This window comes from Streptomyces sp. NBC_01450 (assembly GCF_036227505.1).
Taxonomy (GTDB): Bacteria; Actinomycetota; Actinomycetes; order Streptomycetales; family Streptomycetaceae; genus Streptomyces.
Genome location: NZ_CP109480.1, coordinates 9,136,439 through 9,155,036, shown reverse-complemented (window position 1 = coordinate 9,155,036; position 18,598 = coordinate 9,136,439). Strand labels below are relative to the sequence as shown.

The window sequence follows — 18,598 nt, the reverse complement described above, 5'->3', positions numbered from 1 at the left end:
GGACCCACGGCCGAGTACGACCCCGAAAACGAGCCCGAGCCCGAGAACGAGCGATCGCACCGCGCCGCAGCCACACCCCGCCGTAGCCGACGCCCTCCCCCTCCCCCCAGACCCCGGACCGGAGAAGTCCCGATGCCGCATCTCCTGCGCGTCCCCGCGCCTCCCGCACCGCCCCTGACCGGCCACCTGCCCTTCGCCGACGCCCCGGGGGCGCCCGACCCCATCGAGGTGACCAGCCGCTACCTCACGCGCGGCGGCCGCCCCTGGTTCCCGGTCTCCGGCGAGTTCCACTACTCGCGCTACCCGGCCCGGGACTGGGAGGAGGAGCTCCTGAAGATGAAGGCGGGCGGGGTCACCGTCGTCGCCAGCTATGTCATCTGGATCCACCACGAGGAGATCCAGGGCCGCGTCCGCTTCGACGGCGACCGCGATCTGCGACGCTTCGCCCAGCTGTGCGCCCGGCACGGCCTGGACTTCATCCCCCGCATCGGCCCCTGGTGCCACGCCGAGGTCCGCAACGGAGGCTTCCCCGACTGGCTGCTCGCCCGCACCCGCGCGCCCCGCACCGACGACCCCACCTATCTGAAACCCGTACGGGGCTGGTTCGCGGAGATCGCCGCACAGCTGCGCGGACTCGACCGGGCCCACGGCGGTCCGATCGTCGCGATCCAGATCGAGAACGAGCTCTACGACCGGCCCGGCCACCTCCTCACCCTGAAGCGGATGGCCCAGGAGGCGGGTCTGAGCGCGCCGCTGTGGACGTCCACGGCGTGGGGCGGGGTCCAACTGCCGCCCGACGAACTGCTTCCGCTGTACGGCGGCTACACCGAAACGTTCTGGACGGAGGCGGACGGCGGCTGGCCGGACACCTGCCGCAAGCACTTCTTCTTCACCCATCAGCGCGACGACGAGGGCATCGGCGCCGACCTGCGCCCGACGACCGTACGCGGCGGCGACCCCGCGCCCACGGACCGCTTCCCCTGGGCCACCTGCGAGCTCGGCGGTGGCATGGCCGTCGCCTACCACCGCAGGCCACGCGTCGAGCCCGACGACATCGGCGCCCTCGGCCTCACCAAGATCGGCTGCGGTTCGGTCTGGCAGGGCTACTACATGTTCCACGGCGGCACGAACCCGGCCGGTGAACTCACCACCCTCCAGGAGTCCCACGCCACCGGCTACCCCAACGACCTGCCCGTCCGCACCTACGACTTCCAGGCGCCGCTGGGCGAGTACGGCCAGGTCCGGCCCTCGTACCACGCACTGCGCCTCCAGCACCTGCTGCTGGCCGACTTCGGCGACGTGATCGCCCCCATGCGGTCCGTCCTGCCCGAGCGGCAGCCCGCGTCCCAGTCCGACCGGGACACCCTGCGCTGGGCCGTGCGCGGCGACGGCACCTCCGGCTTCCTGTTCGTCAACAACCACCAGCCGCACGAACCGCTGCCGGCCCACCCCGGCACGACCTTCACGGTCGACTTCCCCGACGCTCCCGCCCTGACGTTGCCCAGCACCCCGGTCACCGTCCCGACCGGCGGGTACTTCTGCTGGCCGTTGCGTCTCGACGTCGCCGGTCTACGGCTCGACTGGGCCACCGCCCAGCCGGTGTGCCGGGTCGAGGACGACGGTCGTACGGTCCTGGTGCTGGCCGCCACCGACGGCATTCCGGTCGAACTCGCCCTGGACGCGGGCACGGTCACGTCCGTCGACACGCCCTCCGGAGCGGTCGACAAGGCCGACGGCCGTGTTCTGATCACCGGTCTGCTTCCCGGCACCGACGCCCTCGTCCAGGTGAGGACCGCGGACGGGAACGACATCGGCCTGCTCGTCCTCGACGCCGCCACCGCGCGCACCGCCTACCGGGGGACGGCGTGGGGCGCCGAGCGGCTGGTCCTCTCGCCGGACAGTGTCGTATTCGACCAGGACGAACTCCGCGTGCACAGCTCCGCGTCACGACCCTCCTTCGCCGTACTGCCCACGCCCACACGGCCGTTGACGGTGGCCGGAGCACCCCTGTCGGCGACGGCCGACGGTGTGTTCACCCGCTGGACGACCGGGGAATGGGCCGACGGGGACATCGCGCCCGCCGCCACCCTCGTGCGCCCCGCGGGCCCGCCGCCCACGACCGCGACCGGTTCCCTGGGCCGGGCGAGCGTCCCGGCGGACGAACACTTCGCCGCCTCCGCGGCCGAGTACCACGTCAAGCTGCCGGACGACCTCCCGCACCGGCCGCCCGGCACCCTCCTGCGCGTCCACTGGACCGGCGACGTGGCCCGCGCGTACGTCGCGGACACCCTCGTCGCCGACCAGTTCTTCTCCGGACGCGTCTGGGACATCGGCCTGGACCGGCTCCCCGCGGCGGCCCCGCGCGACCATGGGCTGCGGCTGCTGTTGCTGCCCCTGGCCGCCGACGCTCCGGTGTATCTGCCCGAGCGGGCGGGCGACGTCACGGGGCGGGCGGCCGTGTGGCGCGTCGAGTGGGTGACCACCCGCGCCTGGGCGGTCCGGGCGGGCTGACGAAGGGGAGACGGGCCCGGCGGGCCTATCCTGTGGGCCTGCCGGGCGGATCGGGACAGACCGCCACCGTGACGTCGGAGGATGCGCCCCCATGACCCGAGGTGCCACGGACGGCGCCGTCCCCCAGGGAACCGAGGGCCCCAAGGGACGCAGCCGGCGCAGCTTCGCGGGAGCGCGCCCGGTGATGGACGACGTGGCCCGGCTGGCCGGTGTCTCGAAACAGACGGTCTCCCGGGTGCTCAACGACAGTCCCGCGGTGCGGCCCGAGACCCGGGAGGCGGTGGTGGCCGCCATGCGCACGCTCGGCTACCGGCCGAGCCGCAGCGCGCGTTCCCTGGCCAGCGGCAGGACGCGGATGCTCGGGGTGATCTCGTTCGACGCGGCGCGCTACGGGCCCGCCTCCATCCTGACCGCGATCAACTCCGCTGCCCAGGAGGCCGGTTACCTGGTCAGCTCCATCGCGCTCGACACGGCCGACCGGGACACCCTGGTGCGCGCCGTGCACACGCTGTCGGCCGAGGGGGCGGACGGCCTGCTCGCCATCGCACCGCAGCGCTGGGTGGGCAAGGCCCTGGCGGAGGCCGCGCTCGACGTCCCCCTGATGGTCCTGGAGAACGACCTCGGGGACGACGCCTCCTACGTCACCGCGGACTCCCGCGACGGAGCGCGCCAGGCCACCGAACACCTGCTGTCGCTCGGCCACGGCACGGTTCACCACATCGCGGGCCCCACGGGCTGGCTGTCCGCCGAGCGCCGCCTGGAAGCCTGGCGGGACACCCTTCGGGCGGCGGGGGCCGAGGTCCCCGAACCGCTCATCGGCGACTGGAGCGCGGACTCCGGGTACGCGCTGGGCCGCCGCCTGGCCGGGCGCCCCGACGTCACGGCGGTGTTCGCGTCCAACGACCAGATGGCGCTCGGCCTGCTGCGCGCCCTGCACGAGGCCGGGCGCCAGGTGCCGGACGACGTCAGCGTCGTCGGCTACGACGACATCCCCGAGGCCGCCCACATGCTGCCCCCGCTGACGACCGTGCGTACCGACTTCGCAGCGACAGGCCGACGCTCGCTTCAGCTGTTGCTGTCGCGCATCGACGGATCGGCGATGCCCCGGGTCGATCACATCGAGCCGGTCCAGCTCGTCGTCCGCCGCAGCACAGGCCCCGCGCCGCGGGAGCGGTGACGCGCGGGAGCGATCACGCCGCGGGAGCGATCACGCCGCGGGAGCGATGGCGCCGCGGGAGCCGTAACACGGCGGATGCGGTGACACGGCGAAGGCCGTGCCGCGGCGGGAAACGCCGGGCGGGCCCGCCCGGCGCTCGGCCGAGAGGACCCGCTCTGTCGTTCCGTTCGCTCGGCTCAGCCTCTCGACTCAGCCGCTGGGCTCAACCCTCCGGCTCAGCCGTTCGGCCGAAGGGTCCACACGACGGTCATCTCGCCCGTCACGGCGCCGTCCGCGCGCTGGATGGCGATGGCCACGGGGAACTCGGGGCGCTGCCCCGCGTCGAGTTCGGCGATGACCTCGGCGGCCGGGCGGCCGAGGGTCGCGGTGGCCGTCACGGGGCCCATCGCGAGCTTCTTGTACGCGATCTCGGCGCTGACCGCGAGCGGCACGGCGCGCGACAGCTGCTCCCCGAACGCGGCGAGGACGATCGCCCCGCTCGCCGACTCACCGAGGGTGAACATCGCTCCGGCGTGCGGCCCGCCGACGTGGTTGTGGTAGTCGCTCTGGTCCGGCAGGGCCACCACGGCCTTCTCCGGCGTGGTCTCCACGAACTCGAGGTTCAGCGTGCGGGCCATCGGCACCGTGGCGGCGAGCATCTCGCCGATCGTCATCTGGTCTGCGCTCATGCAGACATGTTACTCACGAGTAGCTCGATCTGGCCAGATTTCGATGCGCCCCTGACAAGGAGCGGTGACCGAATCGTTTCCATGCGGCCACTAGGGCTAGCGCCCATGCGGGCAGGACAGCAGCCGCAGTGGGGCACCCCTGTGGGCATGGGCGCGCCGCAGCCGCCCCAGGGCGGGGGCGACACGAACAACACCTCCGGCCCGTCGACGTCGGCATCGACGGACCCGAGCGACTCGGCGTCCATTTCGGACGACAACCCGCGCGGCACCGAGACCGAGAAGCCGACCGTCGCGGGCTGGAAGGTCGTGGTGAAGCCCAAATGGGGTATCGCCTTCGACGTGCCCGCGGACTGAGAGGTCCAGTCCCCCGGCCTCGGGATCGGCTTCGAGTTCCCGAAGGAGGAGGACGAGGGAATCACGATGTCGGGCACCGCCGAGTACGAGTCCAAGTGGTGCACCTCGGACGACGACAAGGACGGCCGGACCCGACAAGGGCAAGTGCGCGAGCGACGGCAAGGCACTGACGTTCGGCTTCAAGAACTCCGCGGCCGATTTCGTGTCGTTCGACTTCTATGGGGCCAAGGGCGTGAAGGACGAGGTCTCCAAGGCGACCCTCATGAAGATCCTCGGCGCGGTCCGGCTGCACGGGACCCCGACGGGCGGCTGACGTCGGTGGCACACCGGCCCGCCTCGACGGGCGGGCCGGAACGCCGGGGAAGCCTCAGACCTTCAGGTGGTCACGGAAGACCCAGCGGCCCGTGATCGCGTCCTCGTCGACGAGGAACGCTGCCCCGGGGCGACGGGAAGGGCCGCGCCCGGCGCACGATGTTGCGTGAGGGGACCGCGGCGGCGATAGTCGGCCGGTGACCTCTGCCGCCGACGCCTCCCGCCGTGCCCGCCACCTCTCCGGGGCGGGCCGCAACTACACCCTGCTGACCGCCGCCGCGGTCGTCACCAACCTGGGCGGCCAGGGTGCGCTGATCGCCGCGGCCTTCGCGGTGCTCGACGCGGGCGGCGACGGGGGTGACGTGGGGCTGGTGGCGGCGGCGCGGACGCTGCCGCTGGTGCTCTTCCTGCTGATCGGCGGAGCGGTCGCGGACCGGCTGCCACGCCACCGGGTCATGGTCGCCGCCAACGCCCTCAACTGCGTCTCGCAGGCGGTGTTCGCGGTCCTCGTCCTCACCGGTGAGGCACGGCTGTGGCAGATGATGCTGCTGTCCGCGCTCGGCGGCACCGGGCAGGCGTTCTTCAGCCCGGCGGCCGAGGGCATGCTGATGTCCTCGGTGAGCGGGGAGCAGGCGAGCCGCGCCTTCGCCATGTTCCGGATGGCGATGCAGGGCGCCGGTCTGGGCGGTGCGGCCCTCGGCGGGGCGATGGTGGCCGTGGTCGGGCCCGGCTGGGTGCTCGCCGTGGACTCGGTGGCGTTCGCGGCCGCCGGGGCGCTGCGGTCGTTCCTCGACGTGAGTCACATACCGCCGCGCGAGCCCGGCGGCGGGTTGCTCTCCGATCTCCGCGAGGGCTGGCGGGAGTTCGTCGGACGGCCGTGGCTGTGGACGATCGTCGCGCAGTTCTCGGTGGTGGTCGCGGTCGTCGGCGCCGCCGACGCGGTCTACGGTCCGTTGGTCGCCCGGGACAGCCTCGGCGGGCCCGGGCCATGGGGGCTCGCGCTCGGGGCGTTCGGCGCCGGAACCGTCGGCGGCGCCCTGCTGATGACCCGCTGGAAGCCGCGCCGGCTCCTGCTGGCCGGCACCCTCTGCGTCTTCCCGCTCGCCGCCCCGGCCGCCGCACTCGCCGTGCCGGTGCCGGTGGGTCCCCTGTGCGCCGTGATGTTCGTCAGCGGTGCGGCGATAGAGGTGTTCGGGGTGTCGTGGATGACCGCGCTGCACCAGGAGATCCCCGAGGACAAGCTCTCCCGCGTCTCCGCCTACGACTGGTTCGGCTCGATCGCGATGGTCCCGCTGGCCACCGCCCTGGCGGGCCCGGCCGAAGCGGCCTTCGGGCGTACGACCGCCCTGTGGAGCTGTTCGACGCTGGTCGTCGTGGTCACGGCGGCGGTGCTGTGCGTGCCGGATGTACGGAATCTGACGCGGCGGACCAAGCCGGTGGCCCAGGGATCACCGGTGGCCCAGGGGTCACGGGTAGCGCGGGGCGAGCTCGGGTCAGCCGATGCTGAAGGCGCCGCCGGGCGGCTCGGGTGAGGGGACCGCGTCCTCGTCGCGCACGGGTGCGGCCGAGCCGATGAACTCCCGCAGTGCCGGGCCGTTTTCGACGCGTGCGGGAAAGGCGTCGGCGGCGGTGCGGCGGGCCAGGACGGCCGTGTCGAGCGCGCGGTGGGAGGCCACGAGCACCGCGTTGCCGAAGCGCCGCCCGCGCAGGACGCCGGGTTCGGCGATCAGGGAGAGCTCCTCGAACACCGTGGCGAACGTGGCGAGTTGGGAGCGCAGAAAGGCGAAGGGCGCGGCATCGGCGAGGTTGGCCAGATAGACGCCGTCCTCGCGCAGCACGCGCGCCGCGGCGCGCGCGTAGGCCGTGGACGTCAGGTGCGCCGGGACGCGCGTGCCGCCGAAGACGTCCGCGATCACGATGTCGGCGGAGGCGGCCGCGGCGGATTCGAGCCAGCCCCGGGCATCCGCGGCGTGCAGCGTGATGCCGGCGTCCTCGGGCACGGGCAGGTGCTCGCAGACCAGGTCCAGCAGGCCCCGGTCGGCCTCCACCACGTCCTGCCGTGAGCCGGGGCGGGTAGCGGCCACATAGCGGGGCAGCGTCAGAGCTCCGCCGCCGAGGTGGAGCACGTCCAGGGCGCGCCCCGGCTCCACGGCCGTGTCCAGGACGTGCCCGAGCCGTCGGGTGTACTCGAACTCCAGATGCGTCGGCTCGTCCAGATCGACGTACGACTGCGGTGCGGTGTCGACCGTCAGCAGCCAGGCCCGCTTCCGGTCCACGTCCGGCATCAGCTTGGCGGTACCGTGGTCCACGGTCCGTGTCACGGGTATCGGCTCGTCCACGGGTCCATTGTGCCGCCGTTGCCGCTGTGCTGCGGTTGCGCCTGGTTGCATGGCGGGCGGCGGCTGGTCGCGCGCACGCGGCGGAGCCGCAGGATGTCACAGCCCCCGCGCTCTTTCCGCGGGGGCCGCGGCCAGGTCGGTCACAGGGGCACTGTCAGCGCTGCCAGACCTCCGCGATCTCCTCGGCGTGGGCCGTCGCCTGTACCCGGCCCGCGCGGGCCGCGGCCTCTCTGACCGCGGGATCCAGCGGGTTGCGGCCGAAGGCCTGCTTGGCGGTGGCGTCGGGGGTGACGACGGCGACCCGGGCGCCCGCCTCGGCGAGCTTCCTGCCCTGGTCGGCGGCCGAGACGAGGGGGCCGCCGCCGGTGCCGACGGGTGCCAGGACGACGACCTGTCCATACCCCGCGGCGAGGTGGGCGTTGGCCGGGGAGTGGGTGCCGCCGTCCATCCAGCGGCGGCCGTCGAGGGCGACCGGCGGCCAGGCGCCGGGGACCGCACAGCTCGCGGCCATGGCGTCGACGAGCTCCACCCCGCTGTCCTTGTCGAAGACGCGCAGCTCACCGGTGGCCGTGTCGACAGCGGGTATCCGCAGCGGCCGGTCGGGCCACTCGGGCGAGACGAGCCGGCTCTCGATCGCGGCGCGGCGCGTCGCGGCGTCCGGAGTGGTGGCCGCCAGCGCCATCCGGCCCGTCTTGCGGCCGTACGCCTCTGGGGTGCGGGAGGACAGCGTCGCCCAGGCATAGCGGACGTACGCGCCGATGCCGAGGTGTCCGGGCACCTCGCCGCTCTGCGGGCCGAGTTGACGCTCGTAAAGCTGCTCCGCCGTCAGCTTGCCCGAGGCGAGCTGGGCACCCACGGACGAGCCCGCCGACGTACCGATCACCACATCGGCGTCGCTCAGATCCACGCCCGCCTCCGCGAGCCCGTACAGCATTCCGGCGAGCCAGCCGATCCCCCCGCTGCCCCCGCCGCCGAGCACAAGTGCCTTGTCCGCCATGGGTTTCCCCCTCCATCACGACCTGTCTGTGATCAGTCTCGCGCACGGCACTGACATCGGGACGAGCGGGTGCCCGCTCCTCTCGTAGCGGGCACCCGCGTCCTTCCTCTCGGTCGTCAGCCGACCGAGGTCACCGTCCCCGCGCCGACCGTCCGGCCGCCCTCGCGGATCGCGAAGCCGAGCCCCGGCTCCAGCGGCACCTCGCGCCCGAGCTCGACCGTCATCGTGACGGTGTCGCCGGGCCGGGCGACCGCCCGCTCGCCGAGGTCGACGTCGCCGACCACGTCCGCGGTGCGGATGTAGAACTGCGGCCGGTACCCGGTGGAGACGGGTGTCGTACGGCCGCCCTCGCCCGTCGACAGGACGTACACCTGGGCCGAGAAGCGGCGGCTGGGTACGACACTGCCGGGCGCGGCGACGATGTGTCCGCGGCGTACCGCGTCACGGGGCACCCCGCGCAGCAGCAGCGCCACGTTGTCCCCGGCCTGCGCCTCGTCCATGGGCTTGCCGAACGTCTCCAGGCCGGTGACCACCGAGTCGACGGCCGCGCCGAGCACTTCGACGCGGTCACCGACCCGGATCGTGCCGCGCTCCACCGCGCCGGTGACGACCGTCCCGCGCCCGGTGATCGTGAGCACGTTCTCGACCGGCAACAGGAACGGCGCGTCGAGGTACCGCTCGGGCATGGGCACATACGTGTCCACCGCGTCGAGCAGCGCGTCGATCGCCGCCGTCCAACGGGGGTCGCCCTCGAGGGCCTTGAGGCCGGACACCCGTACGACGGGTACGGACTCGCCCCCGTAGCCGTGCGCGGAGAGCAGCTCGCGGACCTCCAGCTCCACGAGGTCGGTGAGCTCCTCGTCGCCCGCGTCGGCCTTGTTCAGGGCGACGACGATGTGGTCGACGCCCACCTGCCGGGCGAGCAGCACGTGCTCGGCGGTCTGCGGCATGATCCCGTCGAGCGCGGAGACGACGAGGATCGCTCCGTCGAGCTGCGCCGCGCCGGTGACCATGTTCTTGACGTAGTCGGCGTGACCCGGCATGTCCACGTGCGCGTAGTGACGGGTGTCGGTCTCGTACTCGACGTGCGCGATGTTGATGGTGATGCCGCGCGCGGCCTCCTCCGGGGCCCGGTCGATCCGGTCGAACGGTACGAAGGTGCCGGAGCCGCGCTCGGCGAGGACCTTGGTGATGGCGGCGGTCAGAGTGGTCTTGCCGTGGTCGACGTGACCCATCGTGCCGATGTTCAGATGCGGTTTGGTGCGGACGTATGCCGTCTTGGGCATGGCGATACCTCGAAGCCTCTTCAGTGTCAGCGGAGCTGAGTGATGGCCCCGGCGCTCAGCGGCCGGGACGGGGACCCCAAGGACTTGCCGACCCTCCCCCTGCGGGGTCCGCCGGACTTTCCGGGAAGGGTCAGCTTCGGGCGCCGTCGACGGCGGCCACGATGATCGGGACGGCAGCCTTCGGCGCATCCGCGACTGCGGATGCTGCGAGGAGGAAGGCGTGCCGGAACATGAGGCGATCATCGCCGACGTGTCAGGCCACGTCGAATGGTTTTTCTCGCCACGGATGCCCGTGTGGTGAACGTTTCTGTGGGTGTCTCAGGGGCCGATGTTCTTGAGGGCCTCGCGTACGGAGAGGGGCGCGAGCCGCCCCCGTTGCCGGGCGACGAAGTCCCGTACCGCCTCCGGGTCCGTCTTCGCGTACTCGCGCAGACACCAGTCGATCGCCTTGCGGATGAAGAAGTCGGGGTGTCCGGACTGCCGTACGCAGTAGGCGAAGAGCCTCTCGGTGTCGGTCGTCTCCTTGTGGCGGAGTTGGTGGAGCAGGGCCGTACGGGCGACCCACAGATCGTCGTCCTCGATCCACGTGTCCATGTCGCTCGTCAGCTTCGGATCGGCGGCCACGAGGCCTCCCACTACGTGGGAGGCGAGTGCGTCGACGGTGTCCCACCAAGGGACCGTGCTGACGAGATGGCGTGCCACCGGGAGGAAACCGGAGGAGAGTTGCCTCACATGGCGGCGCAGATAGTCGACGGCGAAGTAGTGGTACTCGCGCTCCGGAAGCGCCCAGCAGCGCAGGGCCACGGCGGTGCAATCGGCCTCTACAGGGGCCGCTGTTCCGCGAAGGACCGTGCGGGACAGCGTGCGGCGATCGGGCGTGGTCAGACCGAGGAAGGGGGCGACGTCCTTCATGTACGCCCGCATGGACACGGCCCGTTGCGGATCGGCCGCCGCGCCGTACGTGGCGGTGAGCCGTTCCAGGACCGTGTCCGCGAGGGAACTGTTCGGCACCTCGAACGGCGTACCCGACGTTCCGGAACCTGTGACGCCCATGAGACGAACCATACGGCGATCACACGCACGGGTCGGTTAGTGTCGCCGAATGCTCGATGCCACCACCCGCTCTGGGGGCACCGCCACAGCCGTTCCCCCGGCTCCCGTCACTGAGCTCTCCCTCGCCGCGGAGTTCGCCGTCGCCACGCCCACGGGCCTCGCCGCCCGTTGCACGAGAGTCCTGCTCTCGCCCTGGGCCCGGCTCTCCCTGCTGCTGGTGCTGCTCGCGGCGGCCGCGTCGAGCGTGTTGCTCTTCGAACCGCAGCGGCTGCTCTCCGACGGCTGGCCGCCGCAGCTCAGCGGTGCCGCGGCGGCCGTGGTGTTCGCGGTGGCGTACGGGCTGTGCACCGTGGCGTTCGTACCCCGGCCGCTGCTCAACCTCGCGGCGGGCGCGCTCTTCGGCTCGCAGCTGGGCCTCGGCACGGCGCTCGCGGGCACGGTGCTCGGCGCCGGTGTGGCGTTCGGGCTCGGCCGGATCCTCGGGCAGGACGCGCTGCGCCCGCTGTTGCGCGCCCGCTGGCTGAAGGCGGCCGACGGACAGCTCAGCCGGCACGGCTTCCGCACGATGATGATGGCCCGGCTGTTCCCCGGCGTGCCCTTCTGGGCGGCGAACTACTGCGCGGCCGTCTCCCGTATGGGCTGGCTGCCGTTCCTCCTCGCGACCGCCCTGGGGTCGATCCCGAACACCGCCGCGTACGCCGTGGCCGGCGCCCGGGCCTCGGCGCCCACCTCCCCCGCCTTCCTGATCGCCATGGGCTTCATCGCACTGCCGGCCCTGGTCGGCGCGGTGGTGGCCTGGCGCAAACGCCACCACCTGCGCGGACACTGATCAGCCTCCGGGCACGGCAGCTCACCGGAAGACGGACGACCCGGGCCGTCCAGGGTTACACGGCTTCCAGCACCATCGCGTTGGCGAGTCCACCGGCCTCGCACATCGTCTGCAGGGCGTAGCGGGCTCCGCGCTCGCGCATCGCGTGGACGAGGGTCGTCGTGAGCCGGGTTCCGCTCGCGCCGAGCGGGTGGCCGAGCGCGATCGCCCCGCCGTGCACGTTGACCCGGGACAGATCCGCGCCGGTCTCCTGCTGCCAGCTCAGGACGACGCTCGCGAAGGCCTCGTTCACCTCGAAGAGGTCGATGTCGCCGAGGGTGAGCCCCGCCTTGTGCAGCACCTTCTCGGTGGCCGGGACGACGCCCGTCAGCATCAGCAACGGATCGGAGCCGGTGACGGCGAAGCTGTGCAGCCGGGCGAGCGGGCGCAGGCCGAGCCGGGCCGCGGTCTCGCTCGACGTGATGAGCACGGCCGACGCGCCGTCGTTGATCGGACTCGCGTTGCCCGCCGTGACGGACCAGCCGATCTGCGGGAAGCGCTCGGCGTAGGCCGGGTCGTAGTAGGCGGGCTTGAGTCCGGCGAGTACCTCCGTGGTGGTGGCGGGCCGGACGCTCTCGTCACGCGTGACGCCCTCCAGGGGCGCGACCTCGGCGTCGAAGAGGCCGTTCCCCCAGGCCGCGGCCGCCTTCTGGTGCGAGCTCGCCGCGAAGGCGTCCATCTGCGCGCGCGACAGGCCCCACTTGGCGGCGATGAGCTCGGCGCTGATGCCCTGCTGCACCAGGCCCTCGGGGAAGCGCGCCGCGATCCCGGGTCCGAAGGGGCCCTCGGTGCCGCGCACGTTCGAGCCCATCGGCACGCGGCTCATCGACTCCACCCCGCAGGCGACGACCATGTCGTACGCCCCCGACAGGACACCCTGGGCCGCGAAGTGCACGGCCTGCTGGGACGAGCCGCACTGGCGGTCCACGGTGGTCGCGGGCACCGTCTCGGGAAAGCCCGCCGAGAGCACGGCGTAGCGGGTGATGTTCGCGGCCTGCTCGCCCACCTGGCTGACGGTCCCGCCGATGACGTCGTCGATCAGCGCCGGATCGACTCCGGTGCGCTCGATGAGGGTGCGCAGTGTGTGGGCGAGGAGCTCCACGGGCTGGACATGGGCGAGGGATCCGTTCGGCTTGCCCTTGCCGATGGGGGTGCGTACGGCTTCGACGATGACGGCGTCACGCATGTTTGATCTCCAAACTCACCAAGTTTGATTTCCAAACCTACTAGGTGACTCAAGAGTAACTCAGTGGGTTGGACAAACCAACCCACCCCCTAGACTGGTGGCATGAAGGACGCTCGCCCCTGTTCGATCGCCGACACGCTCGCTCTCGTCGGCGAGAAGTACTCTCTGCTGGTCATGCGTGAGGTGTCGCTCGGCGCCACCCGCTTCGACCAGCTCGTCCGCAACATCGGCGCACCGCGCGACGTGCTCACCGCCCGCCTGAAACGGCTCGTCGAGGCGGGCGTCCTGGAGAAGGTCGAGTACAGCGACCGCCCGAAGCGCTACGAGTACCGGCCCACCCAGGCCGGTCTGGAACTGGAGCCGGTGCTGCACACGCTGATGGCGTGGGGCGACCGCCATCTCCAGGAGGGCGGTTTCCGTCCCATGGTGCTGGAGCACACCTGCGGCCATGAGCTGGTCCCGCAGGTCGTGTGCCGGGAGTGCGGCGAGGTGGTCGAGCACGGCCAACTGACGGCCCACCCGCAGACCCCGGGCTGGACGGCGACGGGGCCTGCGGTGGCATAGACCTCAAAGGGTCCCCGTAGGGGCTATGCGGTGCCCTTGTAGACGTCGAGCCGTCCACACATCCCGAACTTGCCGTATGCGGAGGGCTGTTCGGCCCGTACGAGGGCGTCGCCGAGGTGGGAGACGTCGCCCCGCTCCAGCCGGTCGAGCTGCTCTCCCGTGGCCGCGGCGGCGGCCTCGGCACCGCGCCTCCATCGCTCGCGCCACGCGGCGAGCCGGGGCCGCACCAGCGCGGCCGCGGCCCGGTGGAACGCGGCGAGCGGTTCGGGCCCGTCCGCCGCGCGCAGCGCCCGATAGCCCTCCAGCGCGAGATCCCGCCGGGCCCGGGCGACCCGTTCCCGCTCCTCCTCGGGCGCGTCGGCCGGGATCGCCGTCGCGGCCGCGTAGGTCTCGGGGTCGGTCAGGTACTCCGGGGGCAGGGTGAGCACGGCGTCACCCGCTTCGGGAAGGCCGTTGTTCTGCATGAGGACGGTGATGCGCAGATCGTCCTCGTTGACCAGCCGGTGGATGGTGCCGGGCGTGAACCACGCGACCGTACCGGGTTCCAGCGGTGTGACCTCGTACCCGGACGTCGTCAGCGTCTGCACCGCACCGCGCCCGCCGGTGACGACGTACGCCTCCGAACAGGTCAGGTGCAGATGGGGCGTTCCGCCGGAGACCCCGTCGGCGGCGGGCCAGTCGTACACACAGAGGTGCGAGACGGCGACGGCGCCCGGCAGCCCGGTGAACACCGGGCCCTCGTGCGCTCCGCTCACCACGGGTGCTGCTCCAGGTACTTGGCGACCTCCTCGCGCTCCCAGGCCCCGTCGGCCACGACAACCCGGTAGCGGCGGGCGAGGGTGTCGCCGGGGGCGAGTTCGAGCTCGTCGAAGAAGGCGAACGAGGGGGCGACGGCGGCGAACGGCTCGTTGCGCACGAACCAGTGGGCCGGGTGGGCGCCACCCTCCCCGGTGTGGTCGTTCTCGGGGGCGTGCGCGAAGACGAGGGTCGCGTGGCCGTCGGCACCGTCGTGCTCGCCCGAGTACGCGAGCCAGGGCGCCTGCTGTCCCATCAGGCCGGGGCCCTCGGAGTCGGGCCCGATGACGCGGCCGTCCCGGAAGGCCCGCGGTCCGCGCCAGAACAGGCCCGTGTAGCCGGCCATCTCCCGCCCCGCGGTGGTCGGGCTGCCGAAGCGCAGCGGTTCGTCCCGCCGATTGGTGACCGCGGTCGTCCAGGTCAGCGCCCAGGAACCCGACACGGGATCGACGTCGTGCACCTCGACCCGGCGCTCCTCCTCGGCCCACAGCTCGCCGTCGTACGGATGCCAGGTGAGGCGCTCGGCGATGACCGCGCGGTGCCCGTCCGAGGCCACCTCGTCGAAGCCGACGTGCGCCATCGACCCGACACGCTCGGGGAGTTCGAGGTATCCCTCCCCGTGGACGTACGAGTTGCCGCCCCACAGGTTGGCGCCGGACAGGTGCGAGGCCGTCATCTGGAGGCCCTTGTGCCAGCGGTGGTCGTTGGGCCGGTAGTCCGTGACGACGTCGCCGGCCAGCGTCCTGAGGGGATGCACATACGGCTTGGGTGCCTCCCAGGCCGCCTCGGGCCGGTAGACGTAGCTCAGCAGCTCCACGCCGGTGCCGGTGTCGCTGATCGTGATGCGATCACCGTGGGCGTGGACGATGCGCAGCGCGCCCTGTGCGGACTCGGTCATGCCGACGCCTCCTGGCTCCCGGTGGACTCGGACTCGCCGGTGGCCGTCGCGGACTCGGCGGGCGGCGCCCAGCCCGGCGCGCCCCCGTGCAGAGCCGTGTAGAACGGATCCCCGGGACCGACCTCGCCCGCGCGGACGGTCGTGTCCGTGAACGCCGACTTGTAGAGGGCGGTGATCAGTTCCAGGCTGGTGCGCCCGTCCGCGCCGCTGCTGCGCGGCCGCTCCCCCGCGCGCATGCTCGCGACCAGCTCCCGCAGCTGCTCCAGATGCGAGCTGGGCACGTCCGCACCGAAGTCCCGCCAGGCCGCCGCGTCCTCGTCCGGCACGCCGGGAGCCGGGATGATGTGCCAGTTGTCGTTGCTGTGGCCGTAGAGGTGTGTGAGCTCGACGGTGGCGCGTTCGCAGTCGATGCGGATACGGCTCACCTCGTCCGGGCTCAGGACGCTGTTGACGATCGTGGCCAGGGCACCGCTCTCGAAACGGACGAGGGCGGTCGAGACGTCCTCCGTCTCCACGTCGTGCACCAGGCGCGCGGCCATCGCCCGCACCTCGCTCCACGGCCCCATCAGATCCAGCAGCAGGTCCATCTGGTGGATGCCGTGTCCCATCGCGGGCCCGCCGCCCTCGGTCTCCCAGCGGCCGCGCCAGGGCACGGCGTAGTACGCGGCGTCGCGGTACCAGGTGGTCTGGCAGTGCGCGACGAGCGGCCGGCCCATGGCCCGGTCGGCGATGAGGCGCCGCACGTGCCGGGAGCCCGAGCCGAACCGGTGCTGGAAGACGATGGCCGCGTACGGGCCCCCGTCCTTCCCCTCCTCCGCCTCGACGGCGTCGAAGTCGGCGAGCGTCAGGACGGGCGGCTTCTCGCACCACACCCAGGCCCCGGCGCGCAGCGCGGCGACGGTCTGGTCGCGGTGCAGGGTCGGCGGGGTGCAGATGGCGACCAGGTCGGGCCGCTGCTCCTCGAGCATGCGGTCCAGATCGGTGTACGCGTGCGGGATGCCCGTCTCGGCGCAGAACTTCCGGACGGCGTCCTCGGCGATGTCGACCGCGGCGACGATCTCCGTCTCGCCCTCCTCCGCGAGCCGGGCCAGCGCGGGGACGTGGCCATCGCGCGCGATGGCGCCCGTACCGATGACGGCGACCCGGATACGGCGGCCCTCGAACGGGATCGCGAGGCTGTTGGCGGCGGACTCGGCTCTATTACTCATGTACGTGATCAGCGCTCCATCGGATGTGACTCCAGACGTTGGCCAACGCATGCTGTCACCGATACGGAACCGGTGACAGCAAGCGCTTTCTCCATTGCTGCAACGTATGTGCAGGTCCAGCGGCAGGTCAACACCCCGGTCACCCGGTGGACAACGTTGCCCACCGGGTCGGCACAGGACGGTCACCGTCCTCCCGCAGCCCGCGCACCGCCCGCGCACGAAACCCCTGTGGCCGCACCGTCCTTGGGGGACGCTACGCTGCCACTGACACCCGTGATCACCGCGCACCGCGGCTCGGCGTGCCCGTCGCCCTTTTCCGATCAGCGCTTGGACCACCTCACTTCATGTCTTGGTTTGAATCCCTCATCCTCGGACTCGTCCAGGGGCTGACCGAATTCCTTCCCGTCTCCTCCAGTGCGCACCTGCGCCTGACCGCGGCGTTCTCCGGCTGGAAGGACCCCGGAGCGGCCTTCACCGCGATCACCCAGCTCGGCACGGAGGCGGCGGTACTGATCTACTTCCGCAAGGACGTCGGCCGGATCCTCGCGGCGTGGTTCCGCTCGCTCACGAACAAGGAGATGCGCAGGGACCACGACGCCCAGATGGGCTGGCTGGTCATCGTCGGCTCCATACCCATCGGCGTGCTCGGCCTGACCCTCAAGGACCAGATCGAAGGTCCGTTCCGGGATCTGCGGGTCACCGCGACGATGCTGATCGTCATGGGCGTCGTCATCGGCGTCGCGGACCGGCTCGCGGCGCGCGACGAGACCGGCGGCAAGCACCGGGCGCCGAAGCAGCGCAAGACCCTTGAGAACCTGAACGCCAAGGACGGCCTGCTGTACGGCCTCTGTCAGGCGATGGCGCTGATCCCCGGCGTCTCGCGGTCCGGCGCGACCATCAGCGGCGGTCTGTTCATGGGCTACACCCGCGAGGCCGCGGCCCGTTACTCCTTCCTCCTCGCCATGCCGGCCGTGCTCGCCTCGGGCACCTTCGAGGTCAAGGACGCCACCGCGAACGGCCATGTGTCGTGGGGGCCGACCATCTTCGCGACGGTGATCGCGTTCGCGGTCGGTTACGCGGTCATCGCATGGTTCATGAAGTTCATCTCGCACAAGAGCTTCATGCCGTTCGTCTGGTACCGGATCGCGCTCGGCATCGTCATCATCGCGCTGGTGGCGACGGGCGGGCTGAGCCCGCACGCGGCCGAGTCCGCGGGCTGACCCTCGCCGAAGGCGCCCCCTGAGGGGCCCCTCGGAGGCCCTCTCAGGCGCCCGGGCGGTCCGTCCCGGGCAGGGCGAGCGCCCAGGGTTCCTGCTCGATCCGCGCACCGTTCGCGACGTACGCGATCGTGCGGTACCAGCCCGCTAGGACCAGGAGCTCCAGGACTTCGGGCTCGTCGAGGTGCTCCCGCAGTGCGCTCCACGCCGCGTCGCTCACGTGGGCCGTGTCGTGCAGTTCGTCGACGGCGCGGAGCAGCGCGGCCTGCCGGACGGACCAGGCCGGATCGCCGGGTTCGCCGGTCGCCGTGAGCGCCACCTGGCGCGGGGTGAGTCCGGCCGTCTCGGCGTACGTCGCCATGTGGACGCCCCACTCGTACGCGCATCCGGAGCGGGCCGTGACGCGGGCGATGACGAGTTCCCGGTCGGCGTCGCTCAGCCGGCCGTGGACGAGGAGACCCGCGCCCAGTGCCCGCATGCGTGAGGCGAGGTCCGGGTGGCACTCCAGCACCTTGAACAGCATCAGAGGTTCACGGGTGACACCGGGCGGCATCCACCGGCGTAACGCGCGGTCGGTCTCTGGCTCGTAGGGCGGCGTGACGCCGTCGATGCGCTGCTTCATGGCTCGCAGCCTTGCGCTTCTGAAATCGAAGCGCAAGGGTGAGAGGTGAACGGCTCCCTGCGAGAGGTACGCACTTGGGCACGACACCTGCGCCGAACGATGCGGCTTCCGGTACTGCGACGCGGGGCGCCCCCGGGCCCGGCGGCCCTTACGAGGGCACGGGCGCCTCCGTCCCCGGTCCCGGCCGCCCTGTGCGCGGCTCGGCCACCGGTCGTCCCGTCATGGCGGCGCTGGATCTGCTCGGCCGGCGCTGGGCACTGCGGGTCATCTGGGAACTCCACGTCAACGGTGCCCCGATCGGCTTCCGGGACCTCCAGCGCCGCTGCGACGGCATGTCGTCCAGCGTCCTGTCCACGCGCCTCACGGAACTCCGCGAGGCGGGCATCGCCACGTCGACAGCGACGGCGACGCAGCCGGCATGGCACCTCACCGCGCTCGGAGACGACCTGGTCACCGCGATGGAGCCGCTGCTCGACTGGTCCCACGCCTGGGCCGAGCGGCGGTGAGCCGATCCCGGCCGCCTCGGCGAAACCCGGGCGGCAG

At 72.1% G+C, this 18,598-nt stretch carries 18 protein-coding genes; 8 read left to right on the top strand and 10 right to left on the bottom strand.

Going from position 1 to position 18,598, the window contains the following annotated elements; translation table 11 throughout:
* Window positions 1-132 precede the first annotated feature (132 nt).
* Complete coding sequence (locus OG568_RS40710; protein ID WP_329535123.1) at window positions 133-2,511, top strand: beta-galactosidase; 2,379 nt, start codon at window positions 133-135, stop codon at window positions 2,509-2,511.
* Between the two features lie 91 nt (window positions 2,512-2,602).
* Window positions 2,603-3,688 (top strand): LacI family DNA-binding transcriptional regulator, encoded by a 1,086-nt coding sequence (locus OG568_RS40705; RefSeq protein WP_329535122.1) that lies wholly within the window; start codon window positions 2,603-2,605, stop codon window positions 3,686-3,688.
* A gap of 215 nt (window positions 3,689-3,903) precedes the next feature.
* Here OG568_RS40705 and OG568_RS40700 read toward each other — a convergent pair whose 3' ends face one another.
* Window positions 3,904-4,356: a DUF4442 domain-containing protein gene (locus OG568_RS40700; protein WP_266416808.1), complete on the bottom strand. Its 453-nt coding sequence runs from the start codon at window positions 4,354-4,356 to the stop codon at window positions 3,904-3,906.
* A 105-nt stretch (window positions 4,357-4,461) separates the two neighbouring features.
* Between OG568_RS40700 and OG568_RS61540 the strand changes: the two genes are divergently transcribed.
* Entirely contained in the window at window positions 4,462-4,710 is a 249-nt protein-coding gene (locus tag OG568_RS61540) for a hypothetical protein (protein WP_443077815.1), read from the top strand.
* Window positions 4,711-5,219: 509 nt separating this feature from the next.
* The gene (locus tag OG568_RS40690; protein WP_329535121.1) at window positions 5,220-6,554 is read left to right on the top strand and encodes an MFS transporter; all 1,335 of its coding nucleotides are present in this window, start codon (window positions 5,220-5,222) and stop codon (window positions 6,552-6,554) included.
* On the opposite strand, the gene OG568_RS40685 is transcribed toward OG568_RS40690, so the two are convergent.
* The 4 genes from OG568_RS40685 to OG568_RS40670 all read right to left on the bottom strand — a co-directional run bounded on the left by OG568_RS40685 (window position 6,516) and on the right by OG568_RS40670 (window position 10,697).
* Window positions 6,516-7,361, bottom strand: coding sequence for a spermidine synthase (locus OG568_RS40685; RefSeq protein ID WP_329370692.1), 846 nt, complete (start codon window positions 7,359-7,361; stop codon window positions 6,516-6,518). The two genes, OG568_RS40690 and OG568_RS40685, sit on opposite strands and share 39 nt — an antisense overlap.
* Window positions 7,362-7,515: 154 nt before the next feature.
* Window positions 7,516-8,358, bottom strand: a complete 843-nt coding sequence (locus OG568_RS40680; protein WP_266580838.1) for a patatin-like phospholipase family protein — start codon at window positions 8,356-8,358, stop codon at window positions 7,516-7,518.
* 116 nt (window positions 8,359-8,474) lie between these two features.
* Window positions 8,475-9,644 (bottom strand): elongation factor Tu, encoded by a 1,170-nt coding sequence (gene tuf / locus OG568_RS40675; RefSeq protein WP_329535120.1) that lies wholly within the window; start codon window positions 9,642-9,644, stop codon window positions 8,475-8,477.
* A gap of 318 nt (window positions 9,645-9,962) precedes the next feature.
* Window positions 9,963-10,697, bottom strand: coding sequence for a DNA alkylation repair protein (locus OG568_RS40670; protein ID WP_329535119.1), 735 nt, complete (start codon window positions 10,695-10,697; stop codon window positions 9,963-9,965).
* Window positions 10,698-10,746: 49 nt separating this feature from the next.
* On the opposite strand from OG568_RS40670, the gene OG568_RS40665 reads away from it, so the two are divergent.
* Window positions 10,747-11,526, top strand: coding sequence for a TVP38/TMEM64 family protein (locus OG568_RS40665; protein WP_266416794.1), 780 nt, complete (start codon window positions 10,747-10,749; stop codon window positions 11,524-11,526).
* A 55-nt stretch (window positions 11,527-11,581) separates the two neighbouring features.
* Here OG568_RS40665 and OG568_RS40660 read toward each other — a convergent pair whose 3' ends face one another.
* Window positions 11,582-12,751: a thiolase family protein gene (locus OG568_RS40660; protein WP_329535118.1), complete on the bottom strand. Its 1,170-nt coding sequence runs from the start codon at window positions 12,749-12,751 to the stop codon at window positions 11,582-11,584.
* A gap of 102 nt (window positions 12,752-12,853) precedes the next feature.
* Here OG568_RS40660 and OG568_RS40655 point away from each other — a divergent pair, with 102 nt between their 5' ends.
* Window positions 12,854-13,315: a winged helix-turn-helix transcriptional regulator gene (locus tag OG568_RS40655; RefSeq protein WP_266580845.1), complete on the top strand. Its 462-nt coding sequence runs from the start codon at window positions 12,854-12,856 to the stop codon at window positions 13,313-13,315.
* Between the two features lie 23 nt (window positions 13,316-13,338).
* Here the strand turns inward: OG568_RS40655 and OG568_RS40650 are convergent, their stop codons facing one another.
* From OG568_RS40650 to OG568_RS40640, 3 genes are read right to left on the bottom strand one after another with little or no spacing between them, the layout of a single operon-like run.
* On the bottom strand, window positions 13,339-14,070 hold the full coding sequence (locus OG568_RS40650; RefSeq protein WP_443077814.1) for a cupin domain-containing protein: 732 nt from the start codon (window positions 14,068-14,070) through the stop codon (window positions 13,339-13,341).
* The gene (locus OG568_RS40645) at window positions 14,067-15,008 is read right to left on the bottom strand and encodes a PmoA family protein (RefSeq protein WP_329535116.1); all 942 of its coding nucleotides are present in this window, start codon (window positions 15,006-15,008) and stop codon (window positions 14,067-14,069) included. The genes OG568_RS40650 and OG568_RS40645 overlap by 4 nt, the downstream gene beginning before the upstream one ends.
* Window positions 15,005-16,216 (bottom strand): Gfo/Idh/MocA family protein, encoded by a 1,212-nt coding sequence (locus tag OG568_RS40640; RefSeq protein WP_329535115.1) that lies wholly within the window; start codon window positions 16,214-16,216, stop codon window positions 15,005-15,007. The genes OG568_RS40645 and OG568_RS40640 overlap by 4 nt, the downstream gene beginning before the upstream one ends.
* A gap of 344 nt (window positions 16,217-16,560) precedes the next feature.
* Between OG568_RS40640 and OG568_RS40635 the strand changes: the two genes are divergently transcribed.
* A complete protein-coding gene (locus OG568_RS40635) occupies window positions 16,561-17,436 on the top strand; it encodes an undecaprenyl-diphosphate phosphatase (RefSeq protein WP_266580853.1) in 876 nt (291 codons plus the stop codon).
* Between the two features lie 43 nt (window positions 17,437-17,479).
* Here the strand turns inward: OG568_RS40635 and OG568_RS40630 are convergent, their stop codons facing one another.
* Window positions 17,480-18,055 carry a carboxymuconolactone decarboxylase family protein gene (locus OG568_RS40630; RefSeq protein ID WP_329535114.1) on the bottom strand — a complete coding sequence of 192 codons (576 nt, stop codon included), beginning with the start codon at window positions 18,053-18,055 and terminating at the stop codon, window positions 17,480-17,482.
* Between the two features lie 221 nt (window positions 18,056-18,276).
* Between OG568_RS40630 and OG568_RS40625 the strand changes: the two genes are divergently transcribed.
* Window positions 18,277-18,561, top strand: a complete 285-nt coding sequence (locus tag OG568_RS40625) for a winged helix-turn-helix transcriptional regulator (protein ID WP_329535113.1) — start codon at window positions 18,277-18,279, stop codon at window positions 18,559-18,561.
* The last annotated feature ends 37 nt before the right edge of the window (window positions 18,562-18,598 follow it).